Annotated in this window: 24 protein-coding genes; 6 read left to right on the forward strand and 18 right to left on the reverse strand. The window is 53.3% G+C overall.

The window, feature by feature from the left end:
- Window positions 1–2: 2 nt before the first annotated feature.
- Genes B4C79_RS07410 through yajC form a run of 4 tightly spaced genes read right to left on the reverse strand, consistent with a single transcriptional unit; the run spans window position 3 to window position 4,193 of the window.
- A complete protein-coding gene (locus B4C79_RS07410; RefSeq protein ID WP_291739192.1) occupies window positions 3–935 on the reverse strand; it encodes a flagellar brake protein in 933 nt (310 codons plus the stop codon).
- A 24-nt stretch (window positions 936–959) separates the two neighbouring features.
- On the reverse strand, window positions 960–1,913 hold the full coding sequence (gene secF, locus B4C79_RS07415; protein WP_291739191.1) for a protein translocase subunit SecF: 954 nt from the start codon (window positions 1,911–1,913) through the stop codon (window positions 960–962).
- Between the two features lie 35 nt (window positions 1,914–1,948).
- Complete coding sequence (secD, locus tag B4C79_RS07420; RefSeq protein WP_291739190.1) at window positions 1,949–3,841, reverse strand: protein translocase subunit SecD; 1,893 nt, start codon at window positions 3,839–3,841, stop codon at window positions 1,949–1,951.
- Between the two features lie 10 nt (window positions 3,842–3,851).
- Window positions 3,852–4,193: a preprotein translocase subunit YajC gene (yajC, locus tag B4C79_RS07425; protein ID WP_008249612.1), complete on the reverse strand. Its 342-nt coding sequence runs from the start codon at window positions 4,191–4,193 to the stop codon at window positions 3,852–3,854.
- Between the two features lie 135 nt (window positions 4,194–4,328).
- Between yajC and msrA the strand changes: the two genes are divergently transcribed.
- Complete coding sequence (gene msrA / locus B4C79_RS07430) at window positions 4,329–4,871, forward strand: peptide-methionine (S)-S-oxide reductase MsrA (RefSeq protein ID WP_008249610.1); 543 nt, start codon at window positions 4,329–4,331, stop codon at window positions 4,869–4,871.
- Between the two features lie 3 nt (window positions 4,872–4,874).
- Here msrA and B4C79_RS07435 read toward each other — a convergent pair whose 3' ends face one another.
- The 9 genes from B4C79_RS07435 to B4C79_RS07475 are packed head-to-tail and all read right to left on the reverse strand — an operon-like array spanning window position 4,875 to window position 12,009.
- Window positions 4,875–5,678, reverse strand: coding sequence for a tRNA threonylcarbamoyladenosine dehydratase (locus tag B4C79_RS07435; RefSeq protein WP_291739189.1), 804 nt, complete (start codon window positions 5,676–5,678; stop codon window positions 4,875–4,877).
- Window positions 5,678–6,799, reverse strand: coding sequence for a S1C family serine protease (locus B4C79_RS07440; RefSeq protein ID WP_291739188.1), 1,122 nt, complete (start codon window positions 6,797–6,799; stop codon window positions 5,678–5,680). The genes B4C79_RS07435 and B4C79_RS07440 overlap by 1 nt, the downstream gene beginning before the upstream one ends.
- On the reverse strand, window positions 6,796–7,437 hold the full coding sequence (locus B4C79_RS07445) for a DUF2946 family protein (protein WP_291739187.1): 642 nt from the start codon (window positions 7,435–7,437) through the stop codon (window positions 6,796–6,798). Before B4C79_RS07445 ends, B4C79_RS07440 begins: the two co-directional genes overlap by 4 nt.
- The gene (locus tag B4C79_RS07450; protein ID WP_171097569.1) at window positions 7,430–8,428 is read right to left on the reverse strand and encodes a hydrolase; all 999 of its coding nucleotides are present in this window, start codon (window positions 8,426–8,428) and stop codon (window positions 7,430–7,432) included. Before B4C79_RS07450 ends, B4C79_RS07445 begins: the two co-directional genes overlap by 8 nt.
- Before the next feature lie 15 nt (window positions 8,429–8,443).
- The gene (locus B4C79_RS07455) at window positions 8,444–8,899 is read right to left on the reverse strand and encodes a YybH family protein (protein ID WP_291739186.1); all 456 of its coding nucleotides are present in this window, start codon (window positions 8,897–8,899) and stop codon (window positions 8,444–8,446) included.
- Between the two features lie 53 nt (window positions 8,900–8,952).
- Window positions 8,953–9,807, reverse strand: coding sequence for a formyltetrahydrofolate deformylase (gene purU, locus B4C79_RS07460; RefSeq protein ID WP_171097568.1), 855 nt, complete (start codon window positions 9,805–9,807; stop codon window positions 8,953–8,955).
- Between the two features lie 37 nt (window positions 9,808–9,844).
- Entirely contained in the window at window positions 9,845–10,930 is a 1,086-nt protein-coding gene (gene waaF, locus B4C79_RS07465; RefSeq protein WP_291751393.1) for a lipopolysaccharide heptosyltransferase II, read from the reverse strand.
- Window positions 10,879–11,082, reverse strand: a complete 204-nt coding sequence (locus B4C79_RS07470; protein ID WP_008249601.1) for a zinc-finger domain-containing protein — start codon at window positions 11,080–11,082, stop codon at window positions 10,879–10,881. Before B4C79_RS07470 ends, waaF begins: the two co-directional genes overlap by 52 nt.
- A 6-nt stretch (window positions 11,083–11,088) precedes the next feature.
- Window positions 11,089–12,009 carry a branched-chain amino acid transaminase gene (locus B4C79_RS07475; protein ID WP_291739184.1) on the reverse strand — a complete coding sequence of 307 codons (921 nt, stop codon included), beginning with the start codon at window positions 12,007–12,009 and terminating at the stop codon, window positions 11,089–11,091.
- A 142-nt stretch (window positions 12,010–12,151) separates the two neighbouring features.
- Between B4C79_RS07475 and B4C79_RS07480 the strand changes: the two genes are divergently transcribed.
- The 3 genes from B4C79_RS07480 to B4C79_RS07490 are packed head-to-tail and all read left to right on the forward strand — an operon-like array spanning window position 12,152 to window position 14,934.
- Window positions 12,152–12,805, forward strand: a complete 654-nt coding sequence (locus tag B4C79_RS07480; RefSeq protein ID WP_171097562.1) for a TetR/AcrR family transcriptional regulator — start codon at window positions 12,152–12,154, stop codon at window positions 12,803–12,805.
- Between the two features lie 49 nt (window positions 12,806–12,854).
- Entirely contained in the window at window positions 12,855–13,523 is a 669-nt protein-coding gene (locus tag B4C79_RS07485; protein ID WP_171097560.1) for a protein-L-isoaspartate O-methyltransferase family protein, read from the forward strand.
- Between the two features lie 13 nt (window positions 13,524–13,536).
- Window positions 13,537–14,934, forward strand: a complete 1,398-nt coding sequence (locus B4C79_RS07490; RefSeq protein ID WP_291739183.1) for a TolC family outer membrane protein — start codon at window positions 13,537–13,539, stop codon at window positions 14,932–14,934.
- On the opposite strand, the gene B4C79_RS07495 is transcribed toward B4C79_RS07490, so the two are convergent.
- Both B4C79_RS07495 and waaC read right to left on the reverse strand, forming a co-directional pair.
- Window positions 14,912–16,276 (reverse strand): 3-deoxy-D-manno-octulosonic acid transferase, encoded by a 1,365-nt coding sequence (locus B4C79_RS07495; protein ID WP_291739198.1) that lies wholly within the window; start codon window positions 16,274–16,276, stop codon window positions 14,912–14,914. The genes B4C79_RS07490 and B4C79_RS07495 overlap by 23 nt on opposite strands.
- 2 nt (window positions 16,277–16,278) lie before the next feature.
- Window positions 16,279–17,244, reverse strand: coding sequence for a lipopolysaccharide heptosyltransferase I (gene waaC / locus B4C79_RS07500; RefSeq protein ID WP_171097554.1), 966 nt, complete (start codon window positions 17,242–17,244; stop codon window positions 16,279–16,281).
- Window positions 17,245–17,330: 86 nt separating this feature from the next.
- Here waaC and B4C79_RS07505 point away from each other — a divergent pair, with 86 nt between their 5' ends.
- Window positions 17,331–18,137 (forward strand): glycosyltransferase family 2 protein, encoded by an 807-nt coding sequence (locus tag B4C79_RS07505; protein ID WP_291742069.1) that lies wholly within the window; start codon window positions 17,331–17,333, stop codon window positions 18,135–18,137.
- A gap of 439 nt (window positions 18,138–18,576) precedes the next feature.
- Window positions 18,577–18,705, forward strand: coding sequence for a hypothetical protein (locus tag B4C79_RS07510; RefSeq protein WP_291751398.1), 129 nt, complete (start codon window positions 18,577–18,579; stop codon window positions 18,703–18,705).
- A 50-nt stretch (window positions 18,706–18,755) separates the two neighbouring features.
- Here the strand turns inward: B4C79_RS07510 and B4C79_RS07515 are convergent, their stop codons facing one another.
- The 3 genes from B4C79_RS07515 to B4C79_RS07525 are packed head-to-tail and all read right to left on the reverse strand — an operon-like array spanning window position 18,756 to window position 20,923.
- A complete protein-coding gene (locus B4C79_RS07515; RefSeq protein WP_171097550.1) occupies window positions 18,756–19,484 on the reverse strand; it encodes an amino acid ABC transporter ATP-binding protein in 729 nt (242 codons plus the stop codon).
- Between the two features lie 12 nt (window positions 19,485–19,496).
- Window positions 19,497–20,183 (reverse strand): amino acid ABC transporter permease, encoded by a 687-nt coding sequence (locus B4C79_RS07520; protein ID WP_171097548.1) that lies wholly within the window; start codon window positions 20,181–20,183, stop codon window positions 19,497–19,499.
- The gene (locus B4C79_RS07525) at window positions 20,183–20,923 is read right to left on the reverse strand and encodes an amino acid ABC transporter permease (protein ID WP_171097546.1); all 741 of its coding nucleotides are present in this window, start codon (window positions 20,921–20,923) and stop codon (window positions 20,183–20,185) included. Before B4C79_RS07525 ends, B4C79_RS07520 begins: the two co-directional genes overlap by 1 nt.
- Window positions 20,924–20,982 lie beyond the last annotated feature (59 nt).

Consider the following 20,982-nt stretch of genomic DNA (forward strand, 5'->3'; position numbering starts at 1 on the left):
GGCTACTTTGAATACAGTTGGGGAGCCAAACGGAGATTCAGGCGATCGCTAACAAACGCGTGAATGACTGCAAATTGTTCATCGCTCAGCGACTTTAAGGCAAAGCCATAAGTTGATGAGGAGGGGCCAGAGTCACGCGGTTTTGAGACCACCTCGGCATCGCATTCAATCAAATACTTGCGATCATCCAGAATGATTTGAAACGCAATCGAGATGGATTGCCCTATTTTGAAAGACACCGCCTTGGCAAACAACAGTTCAAGCCCCCCAGTTGAAATATTATCGATTACAGCAGTGATCGATTCGACTGAACCACTTTGACTGCCATTCAAACGAATGGTGGCAGGCAAATCGCAATTCACACGCCTGGCGCGGCGAATGGCCTGCGACTCCAGGTGAGTTTCATGGGGCCATGACATCACAATCAGCGGGTGCGGCGACAGCAACACCTTTTCAATCATTGAACTGAAGCGGTAAATGGACAAACCATAGGTGGCCTGGAATTCCCAAACCTGCCCTTCTTTGGCAAATACACATTTGCCATCCCGCATGGGGTGCGTGATCAAAATGGCGGCTTGAGGGATGCTACCGATTAAACGAACATGGAAAGGGTCTTTGGATTGCCCAGGCGCAGACATTTTCAGTTGGCTGCCCGTCTCGAAGGGATCTTCAAACGCCTGTTTCGCGGGAAGCATTCTGGGCAAGGCGTTTGGATCAATTTGGGGCTTGCCCGGTTGAATCACAAACTTGTTGGCCCACCGGGGGTTATGGTACAAGCCCTTGGCGGCCAGTTCATCAAGCTGTTTCTGGCTATTAACCGCCTGGCCTTCTGCCAACAGCAGTACACCGCTTCTGTCAAAGATTGCGAATGGCAGCGCCTTGCCAATTTCAATGTCGCCTTTGGCCAAAGGCGAAAGGTCTTTGGGATTGTCCACGCTGCCTCGCTTACTAACCCCGTTTTACGGGGTCTCAAATTCTTTGTCTTTTTTCACAGGCTTCACCAAGTCTTCCCTGGTCAGGCCCAGCCACATCAACAGGGGGCTGGCCACCAACACTGAGGAATATATGCCAAAGCAAATACCAATGGTCAGCGCCAAGGCAAAACCGTGCAAGGTAGGACCACCAAAAAACAACATCGAGCACACCATGATCTGGGTAGAACCGTGGGTAATGATGGTGCGTGAAATTGTTCGGGTAATTGCGTTGTCGATGGTCTCTTCAACGGTCATTTTTCGGACTTTCTTGAATGTTTCGCGAATTCGATCGAATACCACCACCGATTCGTTCACTGAATAACCCAAAACAGCCAATATCGCTGCCAGCACCGCCAGGGAAAACTCCCAACCGAAGAAGGCAAAAAAACCGAGAATGATGACCACGTCGTGCAAGTTGGCCACAATGGCTGAAACCGCAAACTTCCATTCGAAGCGAAGGGCCAGGTAGATCATGATGCCGATGATCACCACCATCAAGGCAATCACACCGTTCTCGGCCAACTCCCGACCAACTTGTGGGCCAACAAACTCAACTCGCATTAGCTGCACGTTTGGGCCACCCAAATTTAACACCTGCTCGGTGAGTGCCTGTTGATTCAGCTTGCCTTCGGTGCCCAATACGCCCGATTGCAAATCTTTCACAGCCAAACGAACCAGCACATCGCGCGCTGTACCGAAGTTTTGAACCTGCGGTTCATCAATTCCGGTGGCACGCAAACCTTCGCGAATTTTCTCGAGTTCGGCAGGCTGGGAATAACGGGCTTCAACCAGTACACCACCGGTGAATTCAACGCTCAAATTCAAACCTTTGTGAGCAAGGAAAAACACCGCTGCCGCAAAAGTCAGGAACGAGATGATGTTGAAAATTTTGGCATGCCGCATGAACGGAATGTCGTTTTTGATTCTGAATAGTTCCATTTTGCTTTTAGTTCACTTGGTTCGGTTGGTGTGGGTCACGCTTTTTTAGCGACAGCAGTGTCATCACTTGGACGCCAAATTTGCCCGATACTGACAGAGTCCAGTTTCTTTTTACGGCCATACCACAGGTTGACTACACCACGGGACACCACAACCGCACTGAAAATCGAGGTCAAAATACCCAGACAATGTACCACTGCAAAACCACGCACAGGGCCTGAGCCAAAAATCAGCAAAGCCAAACCGGCAATCAAGGTGGTAATGTTCGAATCCAGAATGGTGGCCCATGCTCGCTCGTAACCTGCAGCAATGGCTTGCTGCGGCTGCGCGCCGTCACGAAGTTCTTCGCGAATACGCTCGTTGATCAGCACGTTGGCGTCAATCGCCATACCCAGGGTAAGCGCAATCGCTGCAATACCTGGCAATGTCAGGGTGGCCTGCAACACCGACAACAAGGCAAACAACAACATCACGTTGACCGCCAGTGCAAACACTGAAAACACACCAAACAACAAGTAGTACACGATCATGAATGCGCCCAGCACAACAAAGCCATACAGGGTTGAGTTAATACCCTTGTCAATGTTGTCAGCACCCAGGCTAGGGCCAATGGTGCGCTCTTCAATGATGTCCATGGGTGCAGCAAGCGAACCCGCACGCAGCAACAGGGCCAGGTCAGCCGACTCAACCGTATTCATGCTGCCTGAGATTTGCACGCGGCCACCGCCAATTTCACCGCGAATGACCGGCGCGGTGACAACCTCGCCCTTGCCTTTCTCGATCAGCACAATCGCCATGCGCTTGCCAATACTTTCAGCAGTTACGTTACGGAAAATACGGGAACCCTGGCTGTCCAGCGTCAAATGCACCGCAGGTTCCTGGGTTTGATTGTCAAAGCCGGCTTGCGCATCGGTCAGGTTGTCGCCAGTCAAAATCACTTCCGATTTCAGCAACAAATCGCGGCCACCACGCTCGGTGTAACGCTCCAGGCCAAAAGGAACAATACCGCTGGCCAGGGCAGACTGGGCCTCCGGGCTGTCATCCACCATGCGAACTTCCAGCGTCGCAGTGCGGCCCAGAATGTCTTTGGCCTTCGCCGTGTCTTGCACACCCGGCAACTGCACCACAATGCGGTCCGCACCCTGGCGTTGAATCACGGGTTCGGCCACACCCAATTCGTTAATTCGGTTGTGCAATGTAGTGATGTTTTGGCGCAAGGCGTACTCGCGCGCCTGCTGTTCAATTTCTGGCGCCAACGTCGCTACAAGCGCAAATTCAGTGCTGTTTTCAGGAGTGGCAAGCTGCAAGTCCGGGTATTCCTTGGCCAGGGCAGCCTGCGCCTTGTTGCGGGCTTCTGCATCGCGGAAGGTCAGGTTAAAACCAGCGGGCGTGCGGGGCGCGCTGGCATACCGCAAATCTTCTTCGCGCAAGGTTTGCTTGGCGCTGGCCAGCAAGGCGTCCTTGCGTTTTTCAAGTGCAGCATCCATGTCCACTTGCAACAGGAAATGCACACCACCCCGCAAATCGAGACCCAGGTACATGGGCAATGCATTGATGTTGGTCAGCCAGTCAGGTGAGCGCGACAACAAATTCAGGGCAACAATGTAATCGGGGTCTGCCGGGTCTGGGTTAAGCTGGCTTTGAAGAAAGTCTCTCGCCTTTAATTGCTCTTCAGACGAGTTGAACCTTAATTTCAGAGTTCCGCCGCCCAGTGTTTCTTCGAAAAATACCCCATCGGGCTTGACGCCTTGCGCCTCAAGCTGACTGAACAATCGGTCAGCCAGATCGGGTGATAATTTCAAGGTGGACTTGCCACTTGAAACCTGCACAGCGGGCGCTTCACCATAAAAATTGGGCAGGGTGTACAACACACCCAGCACCAACACAATGGCGATCATCAGGTACTTCCAGACAGGGTATCGATTCATGACAGCAAAATTAACGTGTTTCTTTCAGGGTGCCGCGAGGCAGCAGGCTTTGCACAGCAGCGCGTTGCAGCACAACTTCAACAGGCTTGTCACCCATTTCGGCCACTTCCAGCGTGATGTACGATTCGTTGATTTTGCTGATCTTGCCCAGCAAACCACCCGAGGCAATTACTTCATCGCCTTTTTGCAGGGCTTCAACCATGGCTTTGTGTTCTTTCTGGCGCTTCATTTGGGGACGAATGGCCAAGAAATAAAGTACGCCAAACATCAAAATGAGGGGCAGGAAGCTTAAAAGGCCACTTTCCGGGCCAGCGGCTGCGGATTGCGCAAACGCGGATGAAATCACAGTCATCTCCTTAAAGTTGTGATGGGTTCGCGCCGAGTATACAACGCTTGACACTTAAAATTCAGACCAAAAGGCTTGACTTGGGTTCCACTTAAAGATTCACTTAGCGATTGTGGGAACAATAAAAATAGGCTTTGATCTATGTCGAGCAAGATAGAACAGGCAACCTTGGGCGGGGGTTGTTTCTGGTGCACGGAAGCTGTTTTCCGGCAACTCAAAGGAATCGAGTTGTGCGAATCGGGCTACAGCGGGGGAAGCGACCCCAACCCCAATTACGACAAGGTGTGCGGCGGGAGAACCGGGCATGCCGAGGTAATTCGGCTGCACTACGACCCCGAAATCATTTCGTTTCGCAAAATTCTGGCGGTCTTTTTTGCCATCCACGACCCCACCACCTTGAACCGTCAAGGCAATGATGTGGGAACCCAATACCGCTCGGTTATTTTCTTTCACACGCCCGAGCAGCGCGACACAGCCGTGGCTTTTGTTGAAGACCTGGAAAAACGGAAAATTTTCCGCGACAAGGTAGTGACCGAGATTTCGCCCTTGCTGAATTATTTTCCGGCCGAGAAATACCACCAGGAATACTTCGAGAACAACCCGATGCAACCTTACTGCGCCTATGTGGTGGCCCCAAAGGTTGAGAAAGCTGAAGACCTGTTTGGTGATCTGTTCAAGCGCTAAGTTTTAAGAACCAGGTTTGCTGCGCTTATCGACCGCGTGCGCAATGGCCCACGCGGTCATTTGCATGCCCATGGTGGCGGTTACTGCAACCACTGAACCGTAACCTGCGCAATTCAGCCCAGCCGCGGGCTCACAAGCATCGCTGCGCTTGACCTGCTCCGCTGAATAGAAAACCGACACGCCCAATTTTTTCTTGGGGTCCTTGGCATACCCGTGTTCGCGGCGCAAGGTGTACCGCACCTTGGCCAGCAAGGGGTCGTTGGTGGTGTCGCGCAAATCGGCAGGTTGCACAAGCCAGGGTTTGGTTTTTCCGCCCGCGCTGCCAGACAGCACCACGGCAAGGTTTAAACGCTTGGCCCAAGTCACCATGGCCACCTTCGCCCGCACATTGTCGCAACAGTCCAATACAACTTTGCATTCGCCAGCCGCAGCGGCAAATTCAGTCAATAGGGCCTGTGCATTGTCAGGCTCCAGGAACGCATCCACCAAAGTAATTTGGCACTGCGGGAAATAGCCATGAATATGATCGGCCAAAGCCTTGATTTTTTCCCGCCCCAAGGTGGCATCAGTGGCCTGAATTTGCCGATTGATGTTGCTTTCAGCAACATGGTCCATATCAACCAGCGTAATGTGGCCAACCCCACTGCGCGCCAAGGCCTCGGCAGCCCACGAACCCACGCCCCCCACACCCACCACCAGGGCATGAACGCGCTGGTTGAGAAACGCATGTGTGCCATCACCGTACAGGCGACTTATTCCGCCAAAACGTCGATCCAGATCCGAGTGCTCGTCTGTTGATTCAACCATTAACGTGCTTCCAGATCCACGATGCTGACAGCCACTTCTCGCGTGTCATCGCCCCGCATCACCAGCAGCTTGGCAGTGCCGCCCACGCCGATTGTCTCCAGTGCTTTGGACAGCTGCAACACATTGGCCACTGGCTTGCGGTCTACGGCGATAATGATGTCGCCCACCACACCAGCCTGCAAATCAAAGGGTTTCAAGCCAGCCTGGGCTGCAGGCGAACCCGGCTCAACACCCATGACTGCAATGCCACGAATACCCAGGCGGCGGGCCAGCGACTCATCGGCCACCGCAATTCCGATACCGGGGCGGGGTAAAGTGCCACGCTCAATCAATTGCGGCACAATTTCATTGACCAAATCAACAGGAATTGCAAAACCAACACCTGCCGAAGTACCGCTTTGAGAAAGAATGGCGGTGTTGACACCGATCAAACGCCCGGCAGAATCCAGCAAGGGGCCTCCTGAGTTGCCAGGGTTGATCGCTGCATCGGTTTGTATGACGTCAGGAATTTCACGCCCGTTGCTCACAGGCAAAGTACGCCCCAAGGCACTGACAATGCCGGCAGTGAGCGTTTTGGACAAACCGAAGGGGTTGCCAATCGCAAACACAGACTGCCCCACCAGCAAGTCGCCAGAGGTGCCCACAGGGATGGGCCGCAGGTTGGCAGGCTTGTTCACCAGCCGGATCACCGCGAGATCGTATGAGGGTGCAATACCCACAAGACGCGCCGGTAAAGGCTCGGAATCATCAAGCTGCACACGAATACGACTGGCGCCCTCCACCACATGGGCATTGGTCACAATGTGGCCGGCATCGTCCCAAATAAAGCCTGAGCCTGTGCCTTCCGCCACTCGCCTGAAAAACAGTTGACCCTGCACGCTTTCCGTAAAAATGTAAGCCACGGACGCCTTGGACACCTCGAAGAGCTCAACCACGCTTTTTTCGCCTGCGGCGAGATCTCCCCGCGCCTCCACCACACGTGGCGTGACATTTTCGGGGCGGCTGGTGAACAGGTTTTCGATACTAGACTGGTTGTACAGCACGTACAGCAAAGCCACAAACAACACAAAGGCAAGCAATGCAGTGGCTGAGGCACCGCGTTGATTCTGGTTCGGTTTCACGAATTGGGATCCTGCTGGTTAACTTCTGGATTCGGGTTGAATTGAAAACGCAGCGCCACAGCGCTCGATTCAATCGGCAGCAATTTCAACGTGCAAGTGCATTGACCCGTGGACGTGGTTTTGTCACGGCGCAGCCTTGTGCGCGCAGCAATCAGGGTGTCGGGGTCTACTTCGGGCACTGCCCAACTGGCCTGGTGAATCAGCTCGCCTTTGCTTTCTTGCAAGCCTTTCGCAAGCAGGTCCATGTCATTGCTGTGCAACAGGCCAATGCCTTGCTCACCTTCAATCAACACCCTGCCCTGTTCATCTTGATACATGCCCAAAGGCCAACACACCAAGCCGGTGTGGGTGCTCAACATCAAAGCGCCGTGTTCCAGCGGGTGAATTCGATACACCCAAGGCGTGTACGCCAGGTGCACATAAGCCTTTTGAGGGCCATTCTGAAAATAGTAGCGGCCATCGGCCTCACGGCCGTAATTGCGCGCCATGAAATTCAAGATTCGCGGGTGACTGATTGTTAACCCTTCTGGCACTGGCCCGGTCAGCAGCCAGTCGCCCTGCAAGTTTAACTTGAGCCACCCGGCAATAGCCGGCACGTTGGGCCAGCGCGCCAGTGCTTTTTCTACAAGGTCATCCACCACTTGCTCCTGTTTGCTTTGCAGAGTGCTGCGCAAAGAAAGCATCGCATTGCTTGGGCAACCAGTCCAGCCCCAAACGCAAGCTGCGACCATTGGCAAAGCCCACATGGCCACCATGCTCTGTAAAAAGGCACTTCACCTGCGAAGAAACTTCATGGTGTGCCGGCAAATGTTGACCACTCATGAAGGGATCATTTTTTGCGTGAATCATCAAGGTGGGCACCGCAATATGTTTCAGCAGCGGCTTGGCCGAGGACACAGCGTAATAATGCTCGGCATCCCGAAAACCGTGCCAAGGGGCGGTAACGCGGTTGTCGAAATCAAAGAAATCTTTGCAATTGGCAATGTCTTCAGCCTTTCCCAATTCCGGAAAGCGCTTGACCTTGTCAATTGACTTTGGCACCAAAGTACTCAAAAACATACGGGTATAAACCAGGTTGAAACCTTTGGCCAGCGACACAGCCCCAGCCAGCAAATCGACAGGCGCACTCACCGACACCGCTGAACTGACCACCTCTTGCGCCTGCTTTTCCTGCTCACCCAGCCACTTCAACAACACATTGCCACCCAGCGAAACACCAGTCACATGCATGTGCTCAACGGCTGGCAACTGTTCACGCAAGCGGCGCAGTATCCAGTCCATTTCAGGAGAATCGCCCGAATGATAGGCACGCGGCATCCAATTGTTTTCGCCGGAACACCCCCGAAAGTGCACAACCACACCCAAAGCCCCCGCCATGCGAGCCTGGTTCATTACCGCAAGGCTGTAGTGACTGCGGGAGCAACCCTCCAGGCCGTGAAACAACACCCACAACGTTTGGTGTTTTGCTGCCTGTTCAGGAGGCTCAGTGAAGTCGAGGTCGATGAAATCGCCATCGGGTGTATTCCAGCGCACACGGTGATAATGCACGCTGGGTTTGTTGGCCCAACGTGCAGCCATGATGGTTTGGGAATGGCCCTCGGGAAGCCACCAGGGCGGGCGGTACACCATACTGCCTCAGCCTGATTAATGCAGCGTAGGCTGCGGATCGAAGTCGGACAGATCGTCCTCGACCATTTCTTCAGAATCCATGGCAGGGCTTGCGTGATGCATCACGATTTTCCAGCCGTTCGGCCCCTTGTGATACACATTGGTCGCATTCACCTGCACGACATGAGGCTCACCCCGCGGGCTGCTCATCATCACTTGTTCAACAATGTTGTGTACCGACACCATCACGCCTTCCACACGGTGCACAGGCACCACTCGAATTTGCAGAGCGCCCGCTGAAAGAATTTCCTTCCACGAGTCGCGCACGTCGTGATAGCCCTCCACACGGGGGCCGCCAGGGTGAATGCACACCACATGTTCATCGTCAGCCCAAAGATCCATCAGGGCTTCAAGATCGGCCGCTTCAAGTGCCTCGTAAAAGGCTTGCTCGATGTCTTGCGGTGAAGAATGAATAACTTTGGCTCGGGACATTCAACGCACTCCGATAGGTATTAATGTGTTTTGAATGACATTTTTGAGGCAACTCACTGAAACACCACGGTTTTTGATCCATTCAAAACCACACGGTGTTCACAATGCCATTTCACCGCACGGGCCAACACCATACACTCGGTGTCACGTCCTCGGGCGGTCAACTCTTCTGGGGTTAAAGAATGGTCAACGCGTGCTACATCTTGTTCAATAATCGGGCCTTCGTCCAGATCTGAGGTCACATAGTGCGCCGTGGCACCAATCAACTTGACACCCCGATCAAAAGCTTGCTGGTAGGGCTTGGCACCCTTGAAGCTGGGCAAGAAACTGTGGTGAATATTGATCACCCGACCCAGCATATCGCGGCACAATTCCGGCGACAAAATTTGCATGTAGCGGGCCAGCACCACCAGGTCAATTTTCTCGCGCTCAATAATTTGGCGAATCTGTGTTTCCTGAAGCTCCTTGGCCTCATGCTTGACAGGCAGGTGGTAAAACGGAACACCGTACGAAGCGGCCAGCAGGGCAAAATCCTGATGATTGGAAACAATGGCCGGAATTTCACAGGGCAGCTGACCACTTTTCCAGCGAAACAGAAGATCGTTCAGGCAATGACCGAACTTGGATACCATCAGCAGCACGCGAGGCTTTACACGGGCATCAAAAAACTGGTATTTCATGGCGAAGGGCTCTGCCACCTTCGCGAAATTGGCCTGCAATTCGACTTCGGTCAGCTTGCTTTCAAGCGGCAATGAAAAATGCACACGCAGGAAAAAAAGATTGGTGGACTCGTCGCCAAATTGGGCAGAGTCAAGAATATTGCACTGTTGGTCAAACAAAAATTTGCTGACGTTGTACACAATGCCCGTGGTGTCAGGGCAAGAAATAGTCAGGATGTAATCACGCATGGTAAGGCCAGGGTGCGTTGAAAATGGGCTTGTAAGATCATACTCCCTGAGAAGCAGGCACCAGCTGTTCCAACACCATTTTCGGGTCGAGCTTTTTCAGGCAATTGGTGTGGCCCAGTGGGCACTCCCGCTGAAAACAGGGGCTGCACTCCAGATTGAGGTAATACACTTTGGCCCTGCTGCTCAAGGGCGGTGTGTGGTGCGGGCTGCTGGAACCAAACACCGCGTGCACCTGCACGTTTAACGCAGCAGCCACATGCATCAAGCCCGAATCGTTGGTCAACAACTGACTAGCCGCCGACATCAGGGCCACAGCCTGCGCCAAACTGGTTTTACCTGCCAGGCTAGAGGCACGGGTTTGTAAATCCAAAGGCAGCAGGCCAAGAATTTCCCCGCAAAAACCAGAGTCTTTGGGCCCACCGAACAGCACAGCCTTCTGTGAAGGGTTGCGCAGTAAAAACCCGGTCGCCACTTCAGCGAAATGCCCGGCTGGCCAGCGCTTGGCGGGACCGAACTCGGCACCGGGCGCAATGGCCAAAAAACCGGGCTGAAGGCCAAACTCGGTGCATGCTTCGATGCGCATCCCCTCTTCAACATGCAACACCGGAAACTCAAGCACATCGGCGAAATAGGCTCCAAGTTGGCCGTACCACTCGATCATGGGAGGCTTGGCTTTTTTGGAGGGCTTGGGCAAGGGATGCGTAAGCACCGCTGTGCGCAGCTCTCCGCTATAGCCCACCCGTTTTGGAATGCCTGCAAACCAGGGCACCAAAGCTGATTTCAGGGAATTGGGCAAAACCACCGCCATGTCAAAACCACGACCGGCCAGCGAAGCACCCACTTGTTTGCGCAAGCGCCACTGTAATTTTCCATGGGAAAAAGGTTCAACCTGCACAGCTCGGACAGCGTGGCTGAACTGGTACACCGGCGCAGTGACCGGTGGGGCTAGAACATGGATTTCGCAGGGTCTGCCGTCAGCAAACCGCAGGGTGTTGTCTTGATGCAAGGCTTGAATCAGCGACAGGCTCATGACCGCATCGCCAATCCAATTGGGCGCAACAATTAAAACCTTCAATGTGCGTGTACTTTTGCACCAGGCTTCAAGGTGTACACCGTGCCGCAATAAGGGCAGGTGGCCTTGCCTGTTTTGGTCACATCCAGGTACACCTTGGGGTGTGTGTTCCACACCGGCATGGCCGGGTTGGGACAAAACGCAGGCAGCTGGTCGCCATCAAGTTGCACAGTTTCGTGTTTTGCTTTTTTATCACTGATCATGATGCTTTACACCCGGGTCAGCCAGTGTTCATATTTTTCATTTCGACCGTACACCACGTCGAAATAACGCTTCTGCAATTCCTCGGTAATTGGGCCGCGTGTGCCAGCACCGATGGTTCGGTTGTCCAGTTCGCGTACGGGCGTTACTTCAGCCGCCGTGCCAGTGAAGAAGCACTCGTCAGCGATGTAAATGTCATCACGGGTCAAGCGCTTGCTTTTCACCTCCATACCCATTTCCCGGGCCAGGGAAATAATGGTTGAGCGGGTAATCCCGACCAGGGCCGAGGCAATTTCAGGCTCGTAAATGCAGCCGTCTTTAATCACGAATACGTTTTCGCCAGCGCCTTCAGCCACAAAACCGTCCACATCCAGTAACAGGGCTTCATCGTATCCGTCTTGCACAGCTTCAGTGTTGGCCAGAATTGAGTTGGCATACGTGGCCGCAAACTTGGCACGCGCCATGGTCACGTTCACATGGTGACGGGCGTAAGACGATGTTTTAACCCGAATGCCTTTCTGCAGACCTTCTTCGCCCAGGTAAGCGCCCCAAGGCCAGGCAGCAATTGCCACGTGGGTTACAGCACCCTTGGGCGATACGCCCATTTTCTCAGAGCCGTAAAAGGCAATTGGGCGGATGTAACAAGAGTCCAGGTTGTTGGCGCGCACCACTTCGCAACAGGCGTCCATGATCTGCTCGCGGGTGTAGGGCATGTTCATGCGGTAAATGTGGGCCGAATTGAACAGGCGATCGGTGTGCTCTTTCAACCTGAAAATGGCAGGGCCTTTGTCTGTTTTGTAAGCACGCTCGCCTTCAAACACCGACAAACCATAATGCAAACTGTGGGTGAGCACGTGAATTTGAGCTTCACGCCACGGCACGAGTTTGCCGTCAAACCAGATAAAGCCATCGCGATCGGCCATTGACATGCTGAATTCTCCGAAATTCCAAGATTTACCAAACCGACATATTCTACAACCCAACAAGCACCGATTTGGGCTTACCACGTTGACTCGGTGAAGAATGAACCACTATAGTGCAATCAACCACTCTAAAAAAAGAAGTACACCTATGAAGCAATGTCTGGCGAATGCTCAACCCCGTTGGACGCGTAGAAAACAAGAGCGCCCACAAGAACTACTCGATGCCGCACTGACCATTTTCAGCGAAAAAGGATTCGCTGGAGCCCGCCTTGAAGACGTGGCCAAAAGCGCAGGCGTCAGCAAAGGCACGGTTTATCTGTATTACTCCAACAAGGAAGAACTACTGAAAGCCGTGGTGAAAGAACATGTTTCACCCATTGTGGAAGAGGCAAAAAGCCTGCTGGAACCCGACAAAAGCTCGGCCACACTGATTCGTGAAGCCATCCACCTGTGGTGGTTGAAATACGGCTCTACCAAATTAAGCAGCATCACAAAAATTGTACTGTCCGAGGCCAATGCATTTCCCGAGCTGGCTCGCTTTTTCTATGACGAAGTGGTTCGCCCGTGGTGGGACTACCTTGAATCCGTGCTGAAACGTGGCATTTCCCGCGGAGAATTCACAGACATTGACACCGAGTACGCTGCCCAAGTGCTGTGCGCACCGCTGGTTACCCTTGGATTGTGGAAACGAACAATGGATGGTTGCTGCGGCGTGGAAACCAACCCCATGCGCTACATTGAAGCGCACATTCAAATGGTGCTGAATGGTTTGACCTGCCCGCACACATCGCGTGTTGCGTAAAATTTGCTAAAATAGCGAGTTACCCATTATCCCCACGCGAGAACCCGCCATGGACTTCGAGAAAGCCCGCTTCAACATGATTGAACAACAAATCCGCCCTTGGAACGTGTTGAACCAGAAGGTGCTTGATTTGCTTGAAATGATCAAACGCGAGAATTTTGTGTGTACCGGGCTTGAAAAACTGGCCTTCACCGATTGTGACTTGCCGATCCGGGTGAATGGCGCCGACACAGGCGAGGCCATGTTCAGCCCAAAAATGGAAGCTCGCATTCTTCAGGAACTTGAGTTGGGTACGCATGAAAAGGTGCTGGAAATTGGCACTGGCACGGGCTATATGGCTGCGCTGATGGCACAACAGTGTGCCCATGTCACCACCATTGAGTTGAACCCGGCCATTGCCGAACTGGCCCGCAGCAACTTGAAAAAAAACGGAATTACCCGCGTGAAAGTGCTTGAAGGCTGTGGATTCCAGTTGGCGCCAACGCTCGGCCAGTTTGACGTCATCGTGCTGTCTGGTTCCACACCCATCATGCCCGCCGGCTTGCTTGAAGCGGTCAACCCACTTGGACGCCTGATGGCCGTGATTGGTCAGGCACCGGCCATGCAGTTGGTGTTGGCCCGCAAGTCGCGCGATGGCCAACTGATTACCACACCTTTGTTTGAAACCATGACCAAGGTGTTAATCAACGCACCCAAGGCCAACGAATTCGTATTCTAAGGACAAGGGACTCATGACCCAGCCCGATCAACCCGTGCCAACGCGACAGAAATCGGGCCTCAAGCACTTGCTGTTCATGACTTTGCTGGGATTGCTGGGTTACTCAACGCTCAGTAATTCGGCATGGGCTCAAAACCCCACCCCTCAAAACCTGCTCACGCTGTACAGCCTGGCCAAACAAAACGACCCCACCTTTCGGGCAGCAGCTTCGCAGTTGCAGGCTGACCTTGAAACTGAAAACCAGGCATTTTCAGCTTTGCTGCCCAATATCAACTTTGGGGCACGCATTGAAAAACAAGACAACACCTACGATGCGTTTGGCATGTCGATTGACGCCAGCCGCAATCCCGGCACCTACAGCCTGGTGCTGAACCAGGCACTGTTTCGCCCTCAAGCCTGGGAAACCTACAAGCAAAGCCAATTGAGCGGAGAAGTTGCCAAGCTCAGCTTTCAGCAAGCTGAACAGGAACTTGTTTTGCGGTTGACTCGCGCATATTTCGATTTATTAACCGCGCAAGACGACTTGGCCAGCATTCGTGATCAAAAAACGGCGATTACTGAACAATTGGCCTTGGCGAAAGCCAATTTTGAGGTGGGCAGCGCCACCGTCACCGATCAACAAGAGGCACAAGCCCGATTTGATCTGGCCGTGGCCCAGGAACTGGCTGCCCAGAACCAGTTGGCCCAACGCAAGCTACAACTGGAAACCATAGTGGGCATGTCGGTGGATGAACTGGCCACACTTGCACCCACAACGCAACTTAAAGCACCTACGCCAAACACCGCCGAGGCCTGGGCAGAGCAGGCCCGCAACAACAACCTGAAAGCCCAGCAAGCGCGACTTGCAAAATTGATTGCCAAAGGCGAGAGCAACAAGGCCAAATATGGGCACTTGCCTACCCTTGACCTGACTGCCCAAATGGTTGAAACCGAGCAGCAGATTTTTGATGGTAACAGTGGGCGCCCCTTCGACTTGGGAGTTGACAGCACTACAATTGGCTTGGTGATGAACATACCGATTTTTAGCGGTGGTGGCACTCAAAGCCAGGTGCGCCAGCAAGCTGCACTGCTGGAAAAAGCAATGAACAATGTAGAACTGGCAGGCAGGAATGCCACGCAGGCTGCGAAGTCAGCATTCTTGGGCGTTCAAACCAGCCTTGCACAGGTGAAAGCACTTGAAACCGCACTGGCCTCGAGTGAACTAGCCCTGCAATCGAATAAAACCGCCTATGAGGTGGGAATCCGGATCAATGTCGACGTATTAAACGCCCAGCAACAGTTCAATGCCACGCAACGTGACCTCTCAAAGGCCAAATACGCCAGCCTGATCAATATGCTTGAACTACAAGCAGTGGCTGGGCAATTGAATGCTGAAACGGTGCAGCAAATTAATCAGTTACTGGTTCAGTAAGCAAACCAGCTGCTGGCAACTGGCTTGCTTGGTTCAGTACATCGAAGCTGCGCTGGGTTGCGCCACGATGGCCCCGAGCATAAGCAAAAGCGGCCCTCTTGCCCTCATCAAAACCGTGAAAACCACTCAAGTAAAATTCACATGCCGCCAGCAAATGTTCGAATCGGCGAGCCGCTTTCGCGGCCAGAGCATCCTCTGCGGCCTTGGCAAAATTAAAAGTATTGGGCCCCATCCACACCGGGCAACCATAGGCGCAGGCCTCAATCAGGTTTTGCCCGCCAAAAGGTAACCAGGAACCGCCCAACAAAGCCAGATCGGCCACGCTGTAATAGGCCGGCATTTCACCCATGGAGTCGCCCAACACCAAACGGGCCTGCCCAAAACCTGCCAAGGCAATATTGCTGCCTGCATTGAAAGAGGCACTTCGACGTACGGGACGAGCCACGCCCATCCGCGTGGCTGCCTCTGCCATCAATTCAAACACCTCATCAAAACGCTGAGGGTGACGCGGCACAATCCACACACTGGCTTTGGGCATGCGTTTGAAAAATTGACATCGATTCAAGGCGTCGAGTAACAACGCCTCTTCCCCTTCCCGACTGCTGGCAAACAACACCACCTGCTCAGCCTGGGTAGCCTCTCTCCAGGCGCGCCCCGTGGTGGCCAACTCAGGCTTCAGCGCCACATCAAATTTCAGGTTGCCACACACCGCATCTACAGGTCGACCAAGTTTCTCGAACACAGCCGCATCGGTCTGTGTTTGCGCAATCAAGGTACCAACACTTTGCAACACGGGCTGGCTCAACAGTCTTAGTTGCGCCAATCGTCTACCAGTGGTGGGCGAAACCCGGGCATTGAGCAAGGCAGTGTGCACTTTGGCCTTGGCTGCCCCCAACAGCAAATTGGGCCACAGCTCTGTTTCAACCACCCACAGGGAATGCGCGCGCACTTGTTTGAGTGTGCGCGCAACCAGATAAGGCAGATCGTAAGGTAGATAAAAAAATTGAACCTGATTCAATGTCGAATAAAGCTGGCGGCATGTGGCCAAACCCGTGGGTGTGGTGCAAGAAACAGCCCATTCATGTTGAGGATAAACCTTGGCCCAATGCTGCACCAAAGGGGAAATGGCATGGGCCTCGCCCACTGACACAGCATGCACCCAGATTCGCTTTTGCCCCCCGGGCACAGATCTGAATTCAGGCAGGTTCGCCAAAAAACGCTGACCCCACCCCTGACGATATTCAGGCTGCCGAATACCGCGTTTGAGCAAATACAAGGCTAAAACTGGCTGAAACAAAAAAAGAATCAGGCTGTAAAGCGATAGAAAGAAGCGAGCTGACACACTCAAAGTTTATTTCCCCGTAGCAAACGCGTTGCCGCCTCGAACACTTCACCCACCGCAGGCTCTCGACCTACATCGCCCAAACTGATGGCATGTGGGTTAAAGCGCGGTGCGAATCGCCACGCTGGCGTGGCGAAAAACAAAGCGACCATGGGTAAATAATGCGCAGCCGCCAAATGCGTTATACCGGTGTCCACACCAATTACAAGGCCGGCCCTCTCCAGACGAAGGCGCAATTCGCCCAAAGCCATTCGAGGCAGCACCTCAACCCGGGCTATGCCAGTGGCTATTTTTTCTGCCTGCTGTTGTTCTGCGTCGCTGCCCCAAGGCAGTTTGACCGCATACCCGAGGTCTGAAAATCGATGAGCCAATTCACGCCATTTGACAATTGGCCATTTTTTTTCATCGCGGGCCGTGGCGTGCAAAAACCAGATTTCAGCACCGCTTGGAATGGCGGGAAGTACTTTTTGCGGGGCGATGTCATAAAAAACCGGCTTGCCTAGCAAACGGTAGCCCAATAACCCGGCTGCCAACTCTCGCAGACGCTCGACCGCATGGGCTTGTGGATCCCAGCCTGCACGTTTCGAATAAAAGAGGCAAGCCAGGCTTTCCTTGGCATAAGAAAAACCAGGGCCCATTAGGGTGCCCTTCGCGGCGCGCGCCAGCACTGCGCTTTTGATCAGGCCCTGCAAATCAACAATGGCGTCGTATTGCCTGTCAGCCAATTTGCTTTTCAGCAACTTCCATTGCTGCCAGGTGTAGCGAATTCCCTGCTTGCGCCACTTGCGCAAGTTGACCGGCACCACCTCGTGAACATGGCGACTGCCCCGCACCAAGTCCACAAACGGCTCCTCCACCATCCAGTCAATCTGGATGGATGGATCTTGGGCGTGAATATCATTCAAAACCGGCAAGGCATGAATGACATCGCCCATGGAAGTGGTCTTAACAATTAAGATACGCTTCATCTAGCGCTTAGGTTGATCGCAACCGCATTATTGTAAGCGGCAAGCGAGTAGCCATTCCGAATCCGCTCAGCCAAGGAACGATAAATTTGAACACAGCAGCCAACAACCGCATCGCCTTGTCCGCCGTGCTGATCACCCTGAATGCCGGCAAACAACTTGCTGCAGCCCTTGAAAGCCTGCAATTTTGTGGTGACCTGGTGGTGGTCGATTCCAACAGCACAGACAACACCGTTGAAGTTGCGGAAAAATTCGGTGCACGTGTTGTGCAGCAAAACTGGCTTGGCTTCGGACCACAAAAACAGTTTGCAGTGGCCCAAGCCACCTACGACTGGGTACTTTGCCTGGATGCAGACGAACGAGTAACGCCCGAGCTGGAGCGCACTATTCGAGCGGTCATTCAACAAGCCGAACAGGGCCTTTTACCCAGCGATGTTGCCGGGTTTGAAATGCCCCGCTGCAACTTTTTTTTGGGTCGTTACCTTCGCCATGGTGAAGGCTACCCGGACTATTCACGCCGCTTGTTCAACCGAAAGATGGCCAACTGGAGCAATGACGCAGTCCATGAAAAAGTAGAAAGCAGCTCCTCAGGTGCCCGCTTTGAGAAGCTTGAAGGCGACTTGCTGCATGAATCTGCAGAAAGCCTTGAAAGCTACATGACCAAGCAAAACCGATACACCAGTATTCAGGCACACAGCTTGGCTGCGCGCGGAAAATGGCCAGGGCTTGGAAAACTGATGCTGTCGCCGGTAGTGCGGTTCATCAAGTTTTATTTGGTGAGAAAAGGCTTTCTGGATGGTTGGCCCGGGCTGGTTCACATTGCAATTGGGTGCTTCAACAGCTTCTTGAAATACGCCAAGACACGAGAGTTGATGCAGCAAAAACGTGAGCGCTGATTGTGGTGCGGCGTGCGGCGTGCGTGATACTAGTCAAGCAACTGACCCTGCGCAAGCCCCGTTTGCTTGAAGGCCCAAAGGAAAAGAGTCACCCCTTGCTTTGGGAACCGGAGGACCAACTCGCGCTGCGCACTCAAACAGGTCCATCCGGGGCCCTTCGGACCATCCCAAAGCGGCGAGTTGACGAAGTATGTGGTCCTTCTTGAATCGCAAACTGCGGCTTGCGCAGGGTCAGGTGCTTTCACTGAGATGACATGCCCGCACAGCGTTGCGACGCGGGATTATCGCTGATACATCGCCGATGCAGCACAAGCTTGCATGTCGCTTGCGCTAGAAGAATTCCTACCCAGCTGAGTGTGCCCAACATTCACGTCTCGTCCGCCGTTTCCTCATCTGAAATGGATTAGACGCGAAGCGGCTCCGCAAGGCGCCATTGCGCTTGCGGCATCCATTGCAGATGGGAGAAGAAACGGCCACAGCCGCGCACATCACCTTGGGCGAGGCGGTTGGGCAAGCTTGGCTAGGTGGGAATTCTTCAGCACGCGCCCGCATCCAGGCGCAGCGTTGAATCAAGGTGCTGCCGCCAGAGCCCAAGCCCTGGCAGCACCGAACTCCGGATCAGTGACCCAGAATTTTCGAGAGAAACAACTGCGCACGCTCCGAGCGTGGTGTACCAAAAAAGTCTTCTTTGGTGCAGTCTTCAACAATATTGCCTTGGTCCATGAAAATAACCCGGTCTGCAACCTTGCGAGCAAAACCCATTTCATGGGTTACGCACATCATGGTCATGCCTTCTTGGGCCAATTCCACCATCACATCCAGCACCTCGTTCACCATTTCAGGATCGAGCGCTGAGGTGGGTTCATCAAACAACATGCAAATTGGGTCCATCGACAAAGCGCGTGCAATCGCAACGCGCTGTTGCTGACCACCCGACAATTGTCCGGGAAACTTTTCCGCCTGCGCTTTCAAACCTACACGGTCCAATAAACCCAAACCTTTGGCAACAGCCTCTTCTTTTGAGCGCCCCAACACCTTGATTTGCGCCAAGGTCAGGTTCTCGGTGATGGTCAAGTGCGGGAACAGTTCAAAGTTCTGAAACACCATGCCCACGCGTGAACGCAACTTGGGCAGATCAGTGCCTTTGGCACCCACCGAGACACCATCTACCGTGATGGTGCCTTCCTGAAAAGGCTCCAGCATGTTCACGGTTTTAATCAAGGTTGACTTGCCCGAACCGGAGGGGCCACACACCACCACCACTTCCCCTTTTTTAACAGAGGTTGTGCAATTGGTGAGCACCTTGAAACTGCCGTACCACTTACTTACTTTATTGATTTCAATCACAGTGCTCTCCTGTTATCGAATGATTTGAGTTTTTTTCTGGAGCGCCTTGACCAGCATGGACATGCTGAAACAGATCGCCAGATAAACCAAGGCCACGAAGGTGTACATTTCAACCAAGGCGCTGTCGCGCTGCGCAATTTTAGACGCGGCACCCAGGAAGTCGGTGACAGAAAGTACATACACCAATGATGTGTCTTGGAACAAAATAATGGTTTGGGTCAACAACACGGGAAGCATGTTGCGGAAAGCCTGTGGCAGCACAATTTTCGCCATGGTCAAGCGGTAATTCAAACCAAGTGCCTGCGCGGCAGCCACCTGCCCCTTCGGAATACTTTGAATACCAGCCCGCATGATTTCGCAGAAAAATGCGGCTTCAAACATAATGAAAGTGATGTAGGCAGACCGGTCGGGACCAATTTGCGGAGGCCGTTCGTACCCCATCACAGACTGCAAGACCACTGGCACCAGAAAATAGAACCAGAAGATCACCAGAATCAGGGGAATGGAACGCATCAGGTTCACGTAACCGGCTGCAATCATTGCCAAGGGCTTAATGCTGGACAAACGCGCCAGCGCCAAAAGCGTACCGAAGAAAATACCGCCCAAGCAGGCCACCACGGTAAGCTGCACCGTGTAAGTCAAACCCTGCATGAGATAAGGCAATGAAGTGCTGATTGCACTGAAGTCGAAGTCGTTCATTATTTACCTCCCGTGATGTAACCGGGCACAGCAGTTCGGCGCTCGACCAAAGCCATGACTCGATTCACCGTCATTGCCACAATCACGTACAACACAGTGGCAGCAATGTAGGCTTCAAAAAACGCAAAGGTGACTTCACCCATTTCACGGGTTCTGAAGGTGAGTTCAGTCAGGCCAATGGTTAATGCCACCGATGAGTTTTTAATCAGGTTCATCGCCTCGGAGGTCATGGGCGGGACGATGATTCGGTAGGCCATTGGCAACAACACGAAGCGATAGGTTTGCCCTTCGGTCAAGCCCAAAGCGTAACCCGCAGCACGTTGCCCGCGCGACAGCGACAAGATGCCCGACTTGACCTGCTCGGCAACCCGGGACGCGGTAAACAAGCCAAGGCAAACCACAGAGGCCAGGAATTGCACGAAGGTGGGGTCTTGCTCAATCGACCATTCTTTCAGGGCCGGAATGAATTCTGGCACCACAAAATACCAGAGAAAAAATTGGACAATCAGTGGGATGTTGCGGAAAATTTCCACATACGCATTGCCCAGAAACGCCAAAGGTTTGCTGGAGGCTGTGCGCAAAACACCCATCAAAGAACCCACAGTGAAGGCAATGACGCCTGCAACTGCGGATGTGGCAAGGGTCCACAGCAGGCCGGAAAACAACATTTCCCACCAAACCAGGGTTTCACCTTCCACAATCGGCTGAAAAAACAACAGCCAATTCAGGTCGCTATTCATTTTGGATACTCCCGAGTCAATATTCTCGGCCAATACAAGTAAAAGGCCGGCTCACGTTT

The sequence above is a fragment of the Limnobacter sp. UBA7229 genome (genome assembly GCF_002473065.1).
Lineage (GTDB): Bacteria > Pseudomonadota > Gammaproteobacteria > Burkholderiales > Burkholderiaceae_B > Limnobacter > Limnobacter profundi.